Origin of the sequence: Streptomyces otsuchiensis (genome assembly GCF_004305975.1) — a bacterium.
In the GTDB taxonomy this organism is placed as follows: Bacteria; Actinomycetota; Actinomycetes; order Streptomycetales; family Streptomycetaceae; genus Streptomyces; species Streptomyces otsuchiensis.
The window spans coordinates 1-13,771 of sequence record NZ_BHZI01000163.1; the positions used below are offsets into that span (position 1 = coordinate 1).

The 13,771-nt window shown below is 69.8% G+C and carries 8 protein-coding genes; 5 read left to right on the plus strand and 3 right to left on the minus strand.

Annotation, left to right across the window (positions count from 1 at the left end; genetic code table 11):
• The first annotated feature begins 109 nt into the window (after positions 1-109).
• On the plus strand, positions 110-1,141 hold the full coding sequence (locus E0D90_RS16465; protein ID WP_103502996.1) for an alanine racemase: 1,032 nt from the start codon (positions 110-112) through the stop codon (positions 1,139-1,141).
• Between the two features lie 165 nt (positions 1,142-1,306).
• On the opposite strand, the gene E0D90_RS16470 is transcribed toward E0D90_RS16465, so the two are convergent.
• The gene (locus E0D90_RS16470; protein WP_130799049.1) at positions 1,307-2,383 is read right to left on the minus strand and encodes an inositol-3-phosphate synthase; all 1,077 of its coding nucleotides are present in this window, start codon (positions 2,381-2,383) and stop codon (positions 1,307-1,309) included.
• A gap of 12 nt (positions 2,384-2,395) precedes the next feature.
• Positions 2,396-3,121: a PadR family transcriptional regulator gene (locus E0D90_RS16475; protein WP_130799050.1), complete on the minus strand. Its 726-nt coding sequence runs from the start codon at positions 3,119-3,121 to the stop codon at positions 2,396-2,398.
• A gap of 422 nt (positions 3,122-3,543) precedes the next feature.
• On the opposite strand from E0D90_RS16475, the gene E0D90_RS16480 reads away from it, so the two are divergent.
• The 3 genes from E0D90_RS16480 (at position 3,544) to E0D90_RS16490 (ending at position 9,167) form a co-directional block, all read left to right on the plus strand.
• Entirely contained in the window at positions 3,544-6,168 is a 2,625-nt protein-coding gene (locus E0D90_RS16480) for a transglycosylase domain-containing protein (RefSeq protein WP_130799051.1), read from the plus strand.
• Positions 6,169-6,233: 65 nt separating this feature from the next.
• Complete coding sequence (locus E0D90_RS16485) at positions 6,234-7,721, plus strand: glycosyltransferase family 87 protein (protein ID WP_130799052.1); 1,488 nt, start codon at positions 6,234-6,236, stop codon at positions 7,719-7,721.
• Positions 7,722-7,739: 18 nt separating this feature from the next.
• Entirely contained in the window at positions 7,740-9,167 is a 1,428-nt protein-coding gene (locus tag E0D90_RS16490) for an MFS transporter (protein ID WP_130799053.1), read from the plus strand.
• Positions 9,168-9,407: 240 nt separating this feature from the next.
• On the opposite strand, the gene E0D90_RS16495 is transcribed toward E0D90_RS16490, so the two are convergent.
• Positions 9,408-10,865: a CCA tRNA nucleotidyltransferase gene (locus E0D90_RS16495; RefSeq protein ID WP_170214981.1), complete on the minus strand. Its 1,458-nt coding sequence runs from the start codon at positions 10,863-10,865 to the stop codon at positions 9,408-9,410.
• 150 nt (positions 10,866-11,015) lie between these two features.
• Here E0D90_RS16495 and E0D90_RS16500 point away from each other — a divergent pair, with 150 nt between their 5' ends.
• Positions 11,016-13,433, plus strand: a complete 2,418-nt coding sequence (locus tag E0D90_RS16500; protein WP_130799054.1) for a DUF6049 family protein — start codon at positions 11,016-11,018, stop codon at positions 13,431-13,433.
• Positions 13,434-13,771: the final 338 nt, after the last annotated feature.

Below are 13,771 nucleotides of genomic sequence, written 5' to 3' on the forward strand. Positions count from 1 at the left end.
CCGCAGACCCGGTTCCGCGCCCGGATCGGCACCCGGCTGTGGCTCGGCGACCACGACGCGACGAAGTACCAGGGCGTAGACACGGAAGCTAGAGAGGTGTCCCCCGGTCATGGCGCTCACCCTGTATGTCGACACCGACCGCTGGCGGGCACATCAGCGGTCGGTGGCCGCCGCGTTCCCCGGGCTGGTGCCCGTCTGCAAGGGCAACGGTTACGGCTTCGGCCACCAGCGGCTCGCCGAGGAGGTGAGCATGCTGGGCTCGGACATCATCGCCGTCGGCACCGCCTACGAGGCCGCCACCATGCGGGAGATGTTCAGCGGCGACCTGCTCGTCCTCACGCCCTACCGGCGCGGTGAGGAGCCCGTGCCGCTGCCCGACCGGGTGATCCGCTCCGCGTCGTCGGTGGACGGCGTCTACGGGCTGGTCGGCTCGCGGGTGGTCGTCGAGGTCATGAGCAGCATGAAGCGGCACGGCGTCACGCCGGGCGAGCTCGGCAAGCTGCGGGCGGCGCTGGAGGACGTGCGGCTGGAGGGCTTCGCGATCCACCTGCCGCTGGACCGCACGGACGGCACGGACGCCGTGGAGGAGGTCATCGGCTGGATGGACCAGCTGCGGGCCGCCCGGCTGCCGCTGGACACCATGTTCGTCAGCCACCTGACCGCCGAGGAACTCGCCCGGCTGCGGCAGCAGTTCCCGCAGACCCGGTTCCGCGCCCGGATCGGCACCCGGCTGTGGCTCGGCGACCACGACGCGACGAAGTACCAGGGCGTGGTGCTCGACGTCACCCCGGTGACGCGGGGGGACCGGTTCGGCTACCGGCAGCAGAAGGCGTCCGGCGACGGCTGGCTGGCCGTGGTGGCGGGCGGCACCTCGCACGGAGTGGGACTGGAGGCGCCGAAGGCGCTGCACGGCATGACCTCGCGCGCCAAGGGCGTCGCCCGCGCGGGCCTGGCCACCGTGAACCGGAACCTGTCGCCGTACATGTGGGACGGCAAGCAGCGCTGGTTCGCCGAGCCGCCGCACATGCAGGTGTCGATCCTGTTCGTCCCCGCGGAGGCGCGGGAGCCGAAGGTCGGCGACGAGATGACCGCGATCCTGCGGCACACGACGACCCAGTACGACCGGCTCGTCGACCAGTGAGCGGCCCGGCCGCCCCCGTGGGCGGTTCCCCCGGCTGAGGCACCCGCCCGCCCGCCGGCGGCGGCGGCGAGGGACGAGAACGGGAACGGGCGGAGGCCCGGTGCGCGGAACTCTCCGCACACCGGGCCTCCGCCGGTCCGCCCGCGAGGGCGTCGCTCAGCGCGCTCAGGCGTCGCCGTTGATGAAGTCCTCGACCTTCTGGCGGGCGACGTCGTCGAAGTACTGCTCCGGCGGCGACTTCATGAAGTACGACGAGGCGGAGAGCACGGGGCCGCCCACGCCCCGGTCCTTGGCGATCTTGGCGGCGCGCAGGGCGTCGATGATCACACCGGCGGAGTTGGGGGAGTCCCAGACCTCCAGCTTGTACTCCAGGTTCAGCGGGACGTCACCGAAGGCACGGCCCTCAAGGCGCACGTAGGCCCACTTGCGGTCGTCCAGCCAGGCCACGTAGTCGGACGGGCCGATGTGGACGTTGTCCTCGCCGAGGTCCCGGTCGGGGATCTGCGAGGTGACGGCCTGGGTCTTGGAGATCTTCTTGGACTCCAGCCGCTCCCGCTCCAGCATGTTCTTGAAGTCCATGTTGCCGCCGACGTTCAGCTGCATGGTGCGGTCCAGGACGACGCCCCGGTCCTCGAACAGCTTGGCCATCACGCGGTGGGTGATGGTGGCGCCCACCTGCGACTTGATGTCGTCGCCGACGATCGGGACGCCGGCCTCGGTGAACTTGTCCGCCCACTCCTTGGTTCCGGCGATGAAGACCGGCAGGGCGTTGACGAAGGCGACCTTGGCGTCGAGCGCGCACTGGGCGTAGAACTTCGCCGCGGCCTCGGAGCCCACGGGCAGGTAGCAGACGAGGACGTCGACGCTCTGGTCCTTGAGGACCTTGACGACGTCGACCGGCTCCTCGTCGGACTCCTCGATCGTGGCGCGGTAGTACTTACCGAGGCCGTCGAGGGTGTGACCGCGCTGAACGGTGACGCCGGAGCGCGGCACGTCGCAGATCTTGATGGTGTTGTTCTCGCTGGCGCCGATGGCGTCCGCCAGGTCGAGGCCGACCTTCTTGGCGTCGACGTCGAACGCGGCGACGAACTCGATGTCCCGCACGTGGTATTCGCCGAACTGGACGTGCATCAGACCCGGGACCTTGCTGTCCGGGTCGGCGTCCTTGTAGTACTCGACGCCCTGCACCAGTGAGGCGGCGCAGTTGCCCGCGCCGACGATGGCTACGCGAACCGAACCCATTCCGGTTGCTCCCTAGCTGTTCTCAGTGTTGTCGGCGATTTCCCGCTTCGTCACGGGGCCTTGGCCATGGCCGGCGCCGCCGTCGGACGACGGCTCCGGCCGGGTTCCGCCCCCGTCGGGGGACGGGCCGTCCTGCTGGGCGGGCGGCGGGCTGACGCCGTGCTGGTCACGGCGTTCGCGCCCCTCCCGCTCGCTCTCGATCAGTTCGTCGAGCCAGCGGACCTCGCGCTCCACGGACTCCATGCCGTGGCGCTGCAGTTCGAGGGTGTAGTCGTCCAGCTTCTCGCGGGTCCGTGCCATGGAGGCGCGCATCTTGTCGAGGCGCTCCTCCAGCCGGCTGCGGCGGCCCTCCAGCACCCGCATCCGGACGTCGCGGTTGGTCTGACCGAAGAAGGCGAACCGGACACCGAAGTGCTCGTCCTCCCAGGCGTCCGGCCCGGTCTGGGCGAGCAGCTCCGCGAACCGCTCCTTGCCCTCGGCGGTGAGGCGGTACACGATCCGCGCCCGCCGCCCGGAGAGCGGCGCCCCCCGCGGATCGTCCGGGCCCCCGCCCTGCTCCTCGGTCAACCAGCCCTGGGCCACCAGCGTCTTCAGGCACGGATACAGCGATCCATAGCTGAACGCGCGGAAGACCCCGAGCGAGGTATTGAGCCGTTTCCGCAGCTCGTAGCCGTGCATCGGCGCTTCGCGCAGCAGTCCGAGGATGGCGAACTCCAGGATTCCGGATCTCCGGCTCACGGCTTTTCGTCCACCTCCGTCCCGTTCGCGCCCAGCGGTCGGTCACCCGACGCGCAGCGTCGCGTGCTCCCCGTGCATGTCTTCTCTCGATACGTCGCAGCGATGTATCGAGTCGATACATCTGGACGATAGAGCAGTGCCCAGACCCCGGCAACCGCAATCCTCGTGAAGGGAGTCACATCTCGGCCTCACGGCGAAGAGTTGCTCTGTTCTGCGAACTTTGCCGTTAATAGTCGGTTTTGGCGCTGCGTACTCTTGGCCCATGCGGAGCACCACCGGGAACCTATGGGCGGCTTACGGCGTCCTCATTGGCGGTGAGGTGTGCCCCGGTACCGTTCCTGGGGGCCGGCCGGGTGCAGTAACCCCGCCAGCAGTACCCACTACCTTCAGACGCCTCCGTCTGTCCGAGGAGTAGCTGCACCATGAGCGAGCACCGTCGCAAGCCGCCGTCACGCGGCCGCCGCGCTGCCGGACCGTCCGGGCGCCGGGGCGCGCCCCCGCCTGGACCGGACAGTTCCGGCGGGCACGACTTCGAGCCCGAGGAGCCGGCGTACGGCTCACGGGCGGAGGCACGGCGTGCTGCCTCGCGCGGTGGACGCCGCCGCGCGGCCGCCGAGCCGCCGCGCGAGAAGAAGTTCATCGACTACCCGCGGCACGACAAGCACGGCGCACGGCGCTGGGTGCCCTCCTGGCGGCAACTGCTGGGCTCCGCGCTGGTCTTCATGGCGATGCTGGTCGGCCTGTTCGGCATCGCGTTCGCGATGGTCGACATCCCCAACCAGAACGAATCCATGTCGGAGCAGAAGAACGTCTACTACTGGGCCGACGGCTCGCGGATGGTGGTGCACGGCGCGGGCAGCGACAACCGGCAGATCATCCCGCTCGACCGGATGCCCAAGCACCTTCAGGACGCGGTGGTCTCGGCCGAGAACCACTCGTTCTGGGAGGACTCCGGGGTGGACCCGATGGGTATCGCCCGCGCGGCGGTCAACATGGCCCGCGGCGGCGAGACCCAGTCCGGGTCGACCATCACCCAGCAGTACGTCAAGAACAACTACCTGTCGCAGGAACAGACCTTGGAGCGCAAGGCCAAGGAGCTGATGATCTCCATCAAGGTGGGGATCAAGGAGGACAAGCGCGACATCCTTGAGGGGTACCTCAACACCGCCTACTTCGGACGCGGCGCCTACGGCATCCAGGCGGCCTCGCAGGCGTACTACGGCAAGGACGCAACCGACCTCACCATCAACGAGTCGGCGTTCATGACCACTCTGCTGAAGGGCCCGGACCTCCACGACCCGGCGGGCGGCACCCAGGGCGAGGCCGCGGCGGAGCGGAACACAAAGAACGCCACCGAGCGCTGGCACTACGTGTGGAACCGCATGGTCGAACTGGACCACGCCACCGCCGCCGAGCGGGCCGAGAACGACGAGTTCCCGATGCCCAACCGCCCCACCCCCGCCACCGACCTGGCCGGCCAGACCGGCTATCTGGTGGAGATGGCGCGCAGCTACGTCATCAACAACGGGGAGATCACCGCCGATGTCCTGGACCGGGGCGGCTACTCCATCCACACCACCTTCGAGAAGGACAAGGTGGAGCAGTTGGAGGCCGCGGTACAGGCGAAGAAGGAGGAGCTGGACCCGGAGGAGCTGGAGGAGAACCAGCACGTCCAGTTCACCGCCTCCGCGGTCAAGCCCGGTGACGGTGCCGTGGTCGCCATCTACGGCGGGCCGTCGGCCACCGAGCACTTCATCAACAACGCCACCCGCGCCGATGTCCAGGTCGGTTCCACCTTCAAGCCCTATGTACTGGCCGCCGCGCTGCGCGACGGCATCCGGGACCGAAGCAAGGGTCCGGAGCAGGGAGCGGCGGACCGCACCCCGCTCTCGGTGGACTCGAAGTACAAGAGCGAGGACGGGCTGCTGATCAACAACTACGACGGCAGCGTCTGGGAGGGCGAGGACGACGACGGGGAGCCGTTCGAATGGCGGCAGGCCAACTACGAAGGCAAGTCCCCCGGTGACATCACCCTCCGCGAGGCCATGGAGGTCTCGGCCAACTCGCCCTTCGTCCAGCTGTCGATGGACATCGGGGTGAAGGAGGTCGGCAAGGCCGCGATCGACGCGGGCCTTCCCGAGGACCAGCTCGGTGAGTACAACGACACCGTGCCCACCTTCGCCCTCGGTGTCTCCACACCCAGCTCGATGCACATGGCCAACGGCTACGCCACCTTCGCCGCCCACGGCGAGCAGGCCGAGGCCTACACCGTGACGAAGCTGGACGGGCCCAACGGGAACATCTTCACCCACGAGAAGCAGCTGAAGCGGACCTTCGACTCGGCCGTCGCGGACACCGTCACCGATGTGCTGCACGGCGTGGTGACCGACGGTTCCGGCACCAAGGCGCTGGAGCTGGGCAAGCCCGCCGCCGCCAAGACCGGAACCACGGACCAGAACATCAGCGCCTGGTTCGTCGGCTACACCCCGCACCTCTCCACCGCGGTCGGCATGTTCCGCTACGACCAGGCCGACTCGGGCGCCGGCTTCCAGTCGATGCGCGGTACCGGCGGGATGACCAGCGGGGTCACCGGCGGCAGCTTCCCTGCCGATGTCTGGCTCGACTTCATGAAGGGCGCGACCGCGGACGACCCCGCGACCAAGTTCGAGCCCGCGCGTGACGACGGCGAGGTCGTCTACGGTGGCGGCGCGGAGAGCCCCGAGCCGACCCCGGCCTACACGCCGCCGGAGACCGACGAGCCGCCGGAGTCCGACGAGCCGGAGGACGAGCCGGACGACCCGACCACCGAGCCGCCGGAGCCCTCCGACGAGCCCGAGCCGTCCCCGGACCCGACGGACGAGTGCAACCGCTGGGACCCGAACTGTGACAACGACTCCGGTCCCGGTGATCCCGGCAACCCGGGCGGCCCCGGAGACCCGGGCGGTCCCGGAGACCCCGTCGACCCGAGCCAACCCGAGGATCCGACCGATCCCGGCGACGACGACGGCGGCGGAATCCTCAGCGGGCTCCCAGGAGGACGCGGTTAGCTGAAGGCCGACCAGGCCGACCGTGGCTGAACCCCTTCGAGAGGGCCGTACGGCAGGATGTGGGCATGGTGCACCCCAACCCACGACCGGCCGTGCGGCCCTCTCGGCATGACGAGGTCGCCGCGGCCGGCAGTGAGCTGATCGGCGGACCGGCGGGGCGACACGCGGTTCCCGGCAACCCGCGCTGGCCGCCGGTGCGGGTCATCGCCCTGGTGATGATCGGGATGTTCGCCCTGGGCCTGGTGCAGAAGGCGCCGTGCGCCACCCGGGGCTGGTTCGAGGGGGCCACCACCCAGTACACCCACGCCTGCTACTCGGACATCCCGCACCTCTACACCACCCGGGGCTTCGCCGACGGCCTGGTCCCGTACTTCCACGCGATCCCGAGCGACACCTCCACCATGGAGTACCTGGAGTATCCGGTGCTCACCGGGATCTTCATGGAGGCGGCGGCCTGGCTCACTCCGAGCGCCGCGTTCGTCGAACGCCCCGCTCAGTACTACTGGTTGATCAATGCGGCGCTGCTGCTGATCTGTGCCGTCGTCATCGCGGTCTGCGTCTCACGCACCCAGCGCAACCGTCCGTGGGACGGCCTGATGGTCGCGCTGGCGCCGGCGTTCGCGCTGACCGCCACCATCAACTGGGACCTGCTGGCCGGCGCCCTGACCTGTGCCGCCCTGCTGACCTGGTCCCGCAACCGGCCGCTGGCCACCGGACTGCTGTTGGGGCTGGCGACCGCCGCCAAGCTCTATCCGCTGTTGTTGCTGGGACCGCTGCTGGTGCTGTGCTGGCGAGCGGGCCGATGGCGAGCCTTCGGCCGGGCCCTGACCGGAACGGTGATCGCCTGGCTCGCGGTCAATCTGCCGTTCATCCTCGGCGCCCCCGAGGGGTGGGCCAAGTTCTACACCTTCAGCCGTGAACGCCCCGTCGACTTCGGCTCGTTCTGGCTGATCATCGCGCAACGCACCGATCTCGACCTGGCCCCGGAGACGGTCAACCCGCTGGCCACCGCTCTGACGCTGCTGGGGTGCGCCGCGATCGGCGCTCTGGCCTTCACCGCGCCGCACCGACCACGGCTGGCGCAGTTGGCCTTTCTGGTGGTGGCGGTCTTCATCCTGACCAACAAGGTCTACTCGCCGCAGTATGTGCTCTGGCTGATTCCGCTCGCCGTCCTGGCACGGCCACGGTGGCGCGACTTCCTCATCTGGCAGTGCTGCGAGGTGATCTACTTCCTCGGCATCTGGATGTATCTGGCGGAGAACGCCGGGGCACCGGGGCTCCCGGCCGGGGGTTACCAACTCACCATCGTCGCGCATCTTTTGGGGACGCTCTATCTCTGCGTCCTGGTGGTCCGTGATGTGATCTACCCCGAGCACGACATCGTCCGCCGGGACGGCTCGGACGACCCGGGCGGAGGTCCGCTCGACGGGGCTCCGGACCGGTTCGTGCTGCGACGGCGCGGACCACGGAAGACCGGCCCGGCTCCGACGCCACCCGACCCGTCCATCAGCCGATCCCTAGCGGACGGCGCCACCGTTTCACGTGAAACATGAGGCTTCAGTGCTGCCGCGATGACCGTCATCCATGACTTCCGGACCCTCTGGGGATTCCCAGGATTCCGCAAACTGCTGACAGTTCGCCTGCTCTCCCAGTTCGCCGACGGCATGTTCCAGGTCGGACTGGCCACCTATGTGGTGTTCTCACCGGAACAGCAGACGACACCTGGCGACATCGCGGCGGCGATGGCGGTCCTGCTCCTGCCGTACTCGCTACTGGGACCGTTCGCCGGCGTCATGCTGGACCGCTGGCGACGCCGCCAGGTGCTGCTGTACGGCAATCTGATCCGAGCAACGCTGACCCTCGGCACGGTCGCCTTGGTCCTCGCCTCAGTGCCGAACTGGCTCTTCTACCTCGCCGCGCTCTCCGTCACCGCCGTAAACCGCTTCATCCTGGCCGGGCTCTCCGCCTCGCTCCCACGCGTGGTCGACAGCCGGCGGCTCGTCGTGGCCAACTCCCTCTCACCCACCGCCGGCACGATCGCCGCCACCGTGGGCGGCGCCTGTGCCTTCGGTGCCCAGGCGCTGATCGACGCCCCCGGCCGGTGGGGGGACGCTCTCGCCCTGGCCCTGGCCGCCGTGGTCTATCTGCTGGCCGGGTCCGCCGCACTGATGATGACCCGGGATCTGCTGGGCCCGACCGCGCCCGACCGCGTGCGGCGTATCTCGGCAGCGCTGGCGGAGACCGCTCACGGGCTTGCACACGGCCTGACCCATCTCTGGTCGCGACGGCCCGCCGCGCGTGCGCTGGGCGCCGTCGGACTCATGCGCTTCTGTTACGGCGCCCTGCTGGTGATGGTGCTGATGCTGGCACGGTATGCGTGGGGCGACGGTGGAACCGACGGGGTGGCCTGGCTCGGCCTCGCGGTCGGCTTCTCCGGAGCCGGCTTCTTCGCGGCGGCCGTCATGACCCCGTGGATGGTCGCGCGCTTCGGCCGCTTCGGCTGGTTCACCACCTGCGCCGGGCTGGCCACCATCCTGGTGCCCGCACTCGGGCTGACGTTCCGGCCGGTACCGATACTCATCGCGGCATTCCTGCTCGGACTGGTGAGCCAGGGAGCGAAGATCGTCACCGATACCGTCGTGCAGTCGAGTGTGGAGGACGACTACCGAGGTCGGGTCTTCTCGCTGTACGACATGCTCTTCAACATGGCGTTCGTCAGCGCGGCCGGGCTGGCGGCCCTGATGCTGCCGCCGGACGGCCGGTCGGCGGTACTCGTCGTCACGGTATCGCTGATCTACCTGGCCACGGCCATCGGGACCTGGCGGCTGCACCGGCAGCTGGACCCCCTGCGCGGAGCAGCCCCGACAGCACCGACCGAGTCTTCCCCCTCTGTGCCGGACACCTCCGCACGGCAGCACCCAGCGGAGCAGACGACGCCGGAAGCGACGCGAGCGCGAGAGGAGCCGGGCACGCCGGGGGTGGAGCGACCACAGGGCTGAACAGCGACAGGGGCCGGCAGGGAACATCACGTTCCTGCCGGCCCCTTTGTGTGCCCAGTGCCCCCGTGCCGCCCGGTCGTGGCCATCCGGGTGGCGGGACAGAAGCTCATCACCCCGTCCGGGCTGCTCCACCCAAGGTGCCTGTTTCACGTGAAACAGGCACCGCTACATCGTGCCGAGCGAACCGTGCCGACCGCACCGGTGCGGCGCGGTGCGGTGCGGTCCGGTCCGGCGTGACGGCTACTGCGTCGACCACCACTCCCGCAGCGCCTCCTCGGCGGCCTCCGCCCCGAGCGGCCCCCGCTCCAGCCGCAGCTCCAGCAGAAACTGGTACGCCCGCCCGATCTGCGGGCCCGGCGAGATGCCCAGGATCCGCATGATCGCGTTGCCGTCCAGATCCGGACGCATGGCGTCCAGCTCCTCCTGCTCCTGCAGCTGCTCGATGCGCGCTTCCAGCCCGTCGTAGGCACGGGAGAGCGCGGCGGCCTTCCGCTTGTTCCGCGTCGTGCAGTCCGACCGGGTCAGCTTGTGCAGCCGGCCCAGCAACGGCCCCGCGTCACGCACATAGCGCCGCACCGCCGAGTCGGTCCATTCGCCGCTGCCGTAGCCATGGAAGCGGAGATGCAGCTCGACCAGGCGCGAGACGTCCTTCACCATGTCGTTCGAGTACTTGAGCTTGATCATCCGCGACTTGGTCATCTTGGCTCCCACCACCTCGTGGTGGTGGAAGGAGACCCGCCCGTCGGACTCGAACCGCCGCGTCCGCGGCTTGCCGATGTCGTGCAGCAGGGCGGCCAGTCTCAGCACCAGATCGGGACCCTCGTCCTCCAGATCGATGGCCTGTTCCAGCACGATCAGGCTGTGCTCGTAGACGTCCTTGTGGCGGTGGTGCTCATCCCGCTCCAACCGCAGCGCGGGCAGCTCCGGCAGCACCCGCTCGGCGATGCCGGTCTCCACCAGCAGGGAGAGACCCTTGCGCGGGTGGGGAGCCAGCAGAAGCTTGTTCAGCTCGTCCCGGACCCGCTCGGCGGAGACGATGTCGATCCGCTCGGCCATGTCGCGCATCGCCGCGACCACCTCGGGGGCCACGGTGAAGTCCAGCTGGGCGGCGAACCGCGCGGCACGCATCATCCGCAGGGGATCGTCGGAGAAGGACTCCTCGGGGGTTCCCGGCGTACGCAGCGAGCGTCGGGCCAGGTCCTCCAGACCGTTGTGCGGGTCGATAAAGACCTTATCCGGGAGCGCCACCGCCATCGCGTTCACCGTGAAATCACGCCGGACCAGGTCCTCCTCGATGGAGTCGCCGTAGGCGACGGAGGGCTTCCGCGAGGTCCGGTCGTACGCCTCCGACCGGTACGTGGTGATCTCGATCTGGAAGTCCAGTTTCTGGCACCCGACCGTCCCGAAGGCGATGCCCACCTCCCAGACGGCGTCGGCCCACGGCCGGACCAGCCGCAGCACGTCCTCGGGCCGGGCGTCGGTGGTGAAGTCCAGGTCGTTCCCGAGACGGCCCAGCAGCGCGTCCCGTACCGAGCCACCCACCAGAGCCAGGGAGAAGCCCGCGTCGGTGAATCGCTGCGCCAGGTCGTCCGCGACGGGGGAGACCCTCAGCAACTCGCTGACGGCTTGGCGCTGAGCCGGCCCCAGCGCGGGCTGACGGACGGCGAGGGTGGGGGTCTCATTCTGCTTGTTCGGCACAACAGGAAAGGGTACGTGGCGGCCTACCCCTCTTGTCCGGCCACCGCCCGGGTAACGGGCGTTCGGGGCTCTCCGGGGTCGCTACGATGAGCACAGCTGCACGACGGTACTAAGGATCGAGGCGTGTGCGTGGCTGAGGCGGCACAGAGGATGTCCCGTTTTTCCCTGGGCTGCCGGCGAGCGCTGGTGCTGCTGTCGGCGGTGGTTCCGGTCCTGGCCGGTGCGGCCGCGTCGGCGGCCCCCGCGCAGTCGGCGCCGTCGCTCTCGGAGAGCCGGACCGCGGAGCCGGGGATCGGCTCCGAACGCGCGACGGTCACGATCAACTCGGTCAGTCCCGCGGCGCCCACGCCCACCGGTTCGGTCACGATCCGCGGCACCGTCACCAACGACGGCGACTCCCCCATCGTCGGGTCCTCCGTCTCGCCCCGGCAGGCCGTGGAACTCTCCGGCCGCCGCGCGATCGACGACGCGGTCACCCGCGAGGGCTTCGACCTCGTGCGGGACGGCGCACTGGTGCGCGACCACAGCGTGGACATCGACACGGTGCCCCCCGGGCTCTCCCGCAGCTTCACCCTCCGGGTGCCCGTCTCCGAGCTGGAACTCGACGGCGCCGGCGTCTACCAGGTCGCCCTGTCGCTGACGGGCCAGACCGAGACGGAACAGTGGGACCAGGTCCTCGGCATCGGGCGAACCCTGTTGCCATGGGTTCCGGACGCCGACGAGCTGCCCGATGAGCCGGGCACCCAGCTGACCGTGCTGTGGCCGCTGATCTCCACCACGCATCTCAACCCGCAGACGGACGAGAGCCAGGTGCCGATCCTCAGCGACGACGCGCTGCTCACCGAGATCTCTCCCGGCGGTCGCCTGTACCAGATGGTCTCGCTGGGCGCCGATCTCCCGGTGACCTGGGTCGTCGACCCGGACCTGCTGGCCTCCGTCGACGCGATGGCCGAGGACTACCAGGTCCAGGGTTCCGACGGCCCGATCCCCGGCCGTGGCCAGGAGGTCGCCCGGAACTGGCTGCTGCAGCTCCAGGAAGCCGTCGAGGACAGCGAGGTGGTCGCGCTGCCCTTCGCCGACCCCGACCTCGCCTCACTCGCCCACCAGGGCAAGGACGTGCCGGGGAGCCTCGGCCAGCTGCGGGACGCCACCCGGATGGCCGGGCCCACCGTCGAGACGGTCCTCGGGGTGGAGGCGAACACCGACTTCGCGTGGCCGGTCGACGGCGCCCTGGACCCGGACATCGTCTCGGTGGCGACCTCGGCGAGCGCCGGCAACATCATCAGCCGCAGCGACTCCATCACGCCGACCGACGCGCTGCCCTACACCCCGTCGGCTCCGCGTCCCATCGGCGGCGGCGTCACGGCGCTGGTCGCGGACAACCGGCTGTCGCAGCTCTTCCAGGCCGACATGAGCCGCCCCGGCAACGTCTCCCGTGCCCATCAGCTGCTGCTGGCGCACACGCTGGCCATTCACGGCCAGGATCCGGAGCTGGAGCGGAGCATCCTCGTCGCCCCACAGCGGATGCCCACCACCGCTCAGGTGCAGGCGATGGCCGAGGCACTGCGCTCGCTGGAGAACGACGGCGACTGGGTGCGGTTCATCGACCTGTCCGAGGCCGCCGAGTCGAAGCCGGACCCGGCCGCCAACAACCAGGTGCCGCCCGCCTCGCAGTACCCGCAGGAACTGCGCGAGCAGGAGCTGCCCACGCATGCCTTCCAGACGATGCGGGAGACGCGGCGCACCCTCAACGACTTCTCGGTGATCCTCAGCGAGCCGGACCGCGTGGTGTCACCGTTCGGCAGCGCGATACAGCGAGAGATGTCCACCTCCTGGCGTGACCGGGAGAGCGCAGGTGCCCGGTACCGGTCCTCGGTCCAGAACCAGCTGGTGCAGCTCACCGAGCAGGTCCAGCTGATCCCCAAGTCCACCATCACCCTCTCGGGCCGCAGCGCGACCATCCCGGTGACGGTGCAGAACAACCTGCTCCAGGACGTCGAAGGGCTGGAACTGCGGCTGACCTCCAGCCGACGGCTCGGCCTCGACGTCTCGGGCCCGCAGAGTGTGACCATCGGCGGCGGACACAGCCAGTCGGTGAAGTTCGAGGCCAACTCACGGGCCAACGGCAACGCCTACCTCGAAGCCCAGCTGTACACCCCGGACGGCAAGCCGTACGGCGAGTCGATGCGGTTCAAGGCACAGGTCACCTCGATCACCTCCACGGTGCTGATGGTGATCGGTGTCGGCATGCTGCTGGTCGTACTCGCCGGGGTGCGCATGTACACCCAGCGCAAGCGGATGGCCGCGCGGCAGCCCGACACCGGCGCCGGTGCGACCGCCATCGAGGACGAGACCCCGGCGGAAGACGAGAACCGGTCCGACAGCGACACCGGTGGCGATGCCGGCAACGCCACCGACGCCGACACCCCCGCCGAGATGGACACCGCCGACGACGCGACGGCCGAGCCGCGTCCGGGGCGGGGTCCGGCGGGTGAGAGTGACTCCGACACCGGCGGCGCCGACCCGGGCGGCGCCGGCGGGAGTGAGAAGCTGGACCGCAGCGAGTAACGATCTGATACCGCCGGCCCCACGGTCCGCGCGGTTCGGCCACCCCGTCCGGGTGGCCAGGCAGCCAACCAGATACCGGGACCACCGGTAATGGCACACCGGTGACACTGAGGTGGGGTAGCGATGCAAGCGCCATACGATCGCGAGCACGGGCACGGGAGCGGAGCCGGCGCTCCGAACCCCGGTGAGGAGGAGCAGCCGTATCCTCCCGCCGGTGGCCCCCGTCCCGGCGCCGACCCGTATGCGTCTCCCGGCCACCCGAACGCTCCGCACCCCGGTCGGGGCCCCGCCCGCGACCGGGGTGCGGAGCGTTCGGGTGGCCGGGAGACGCATACGGG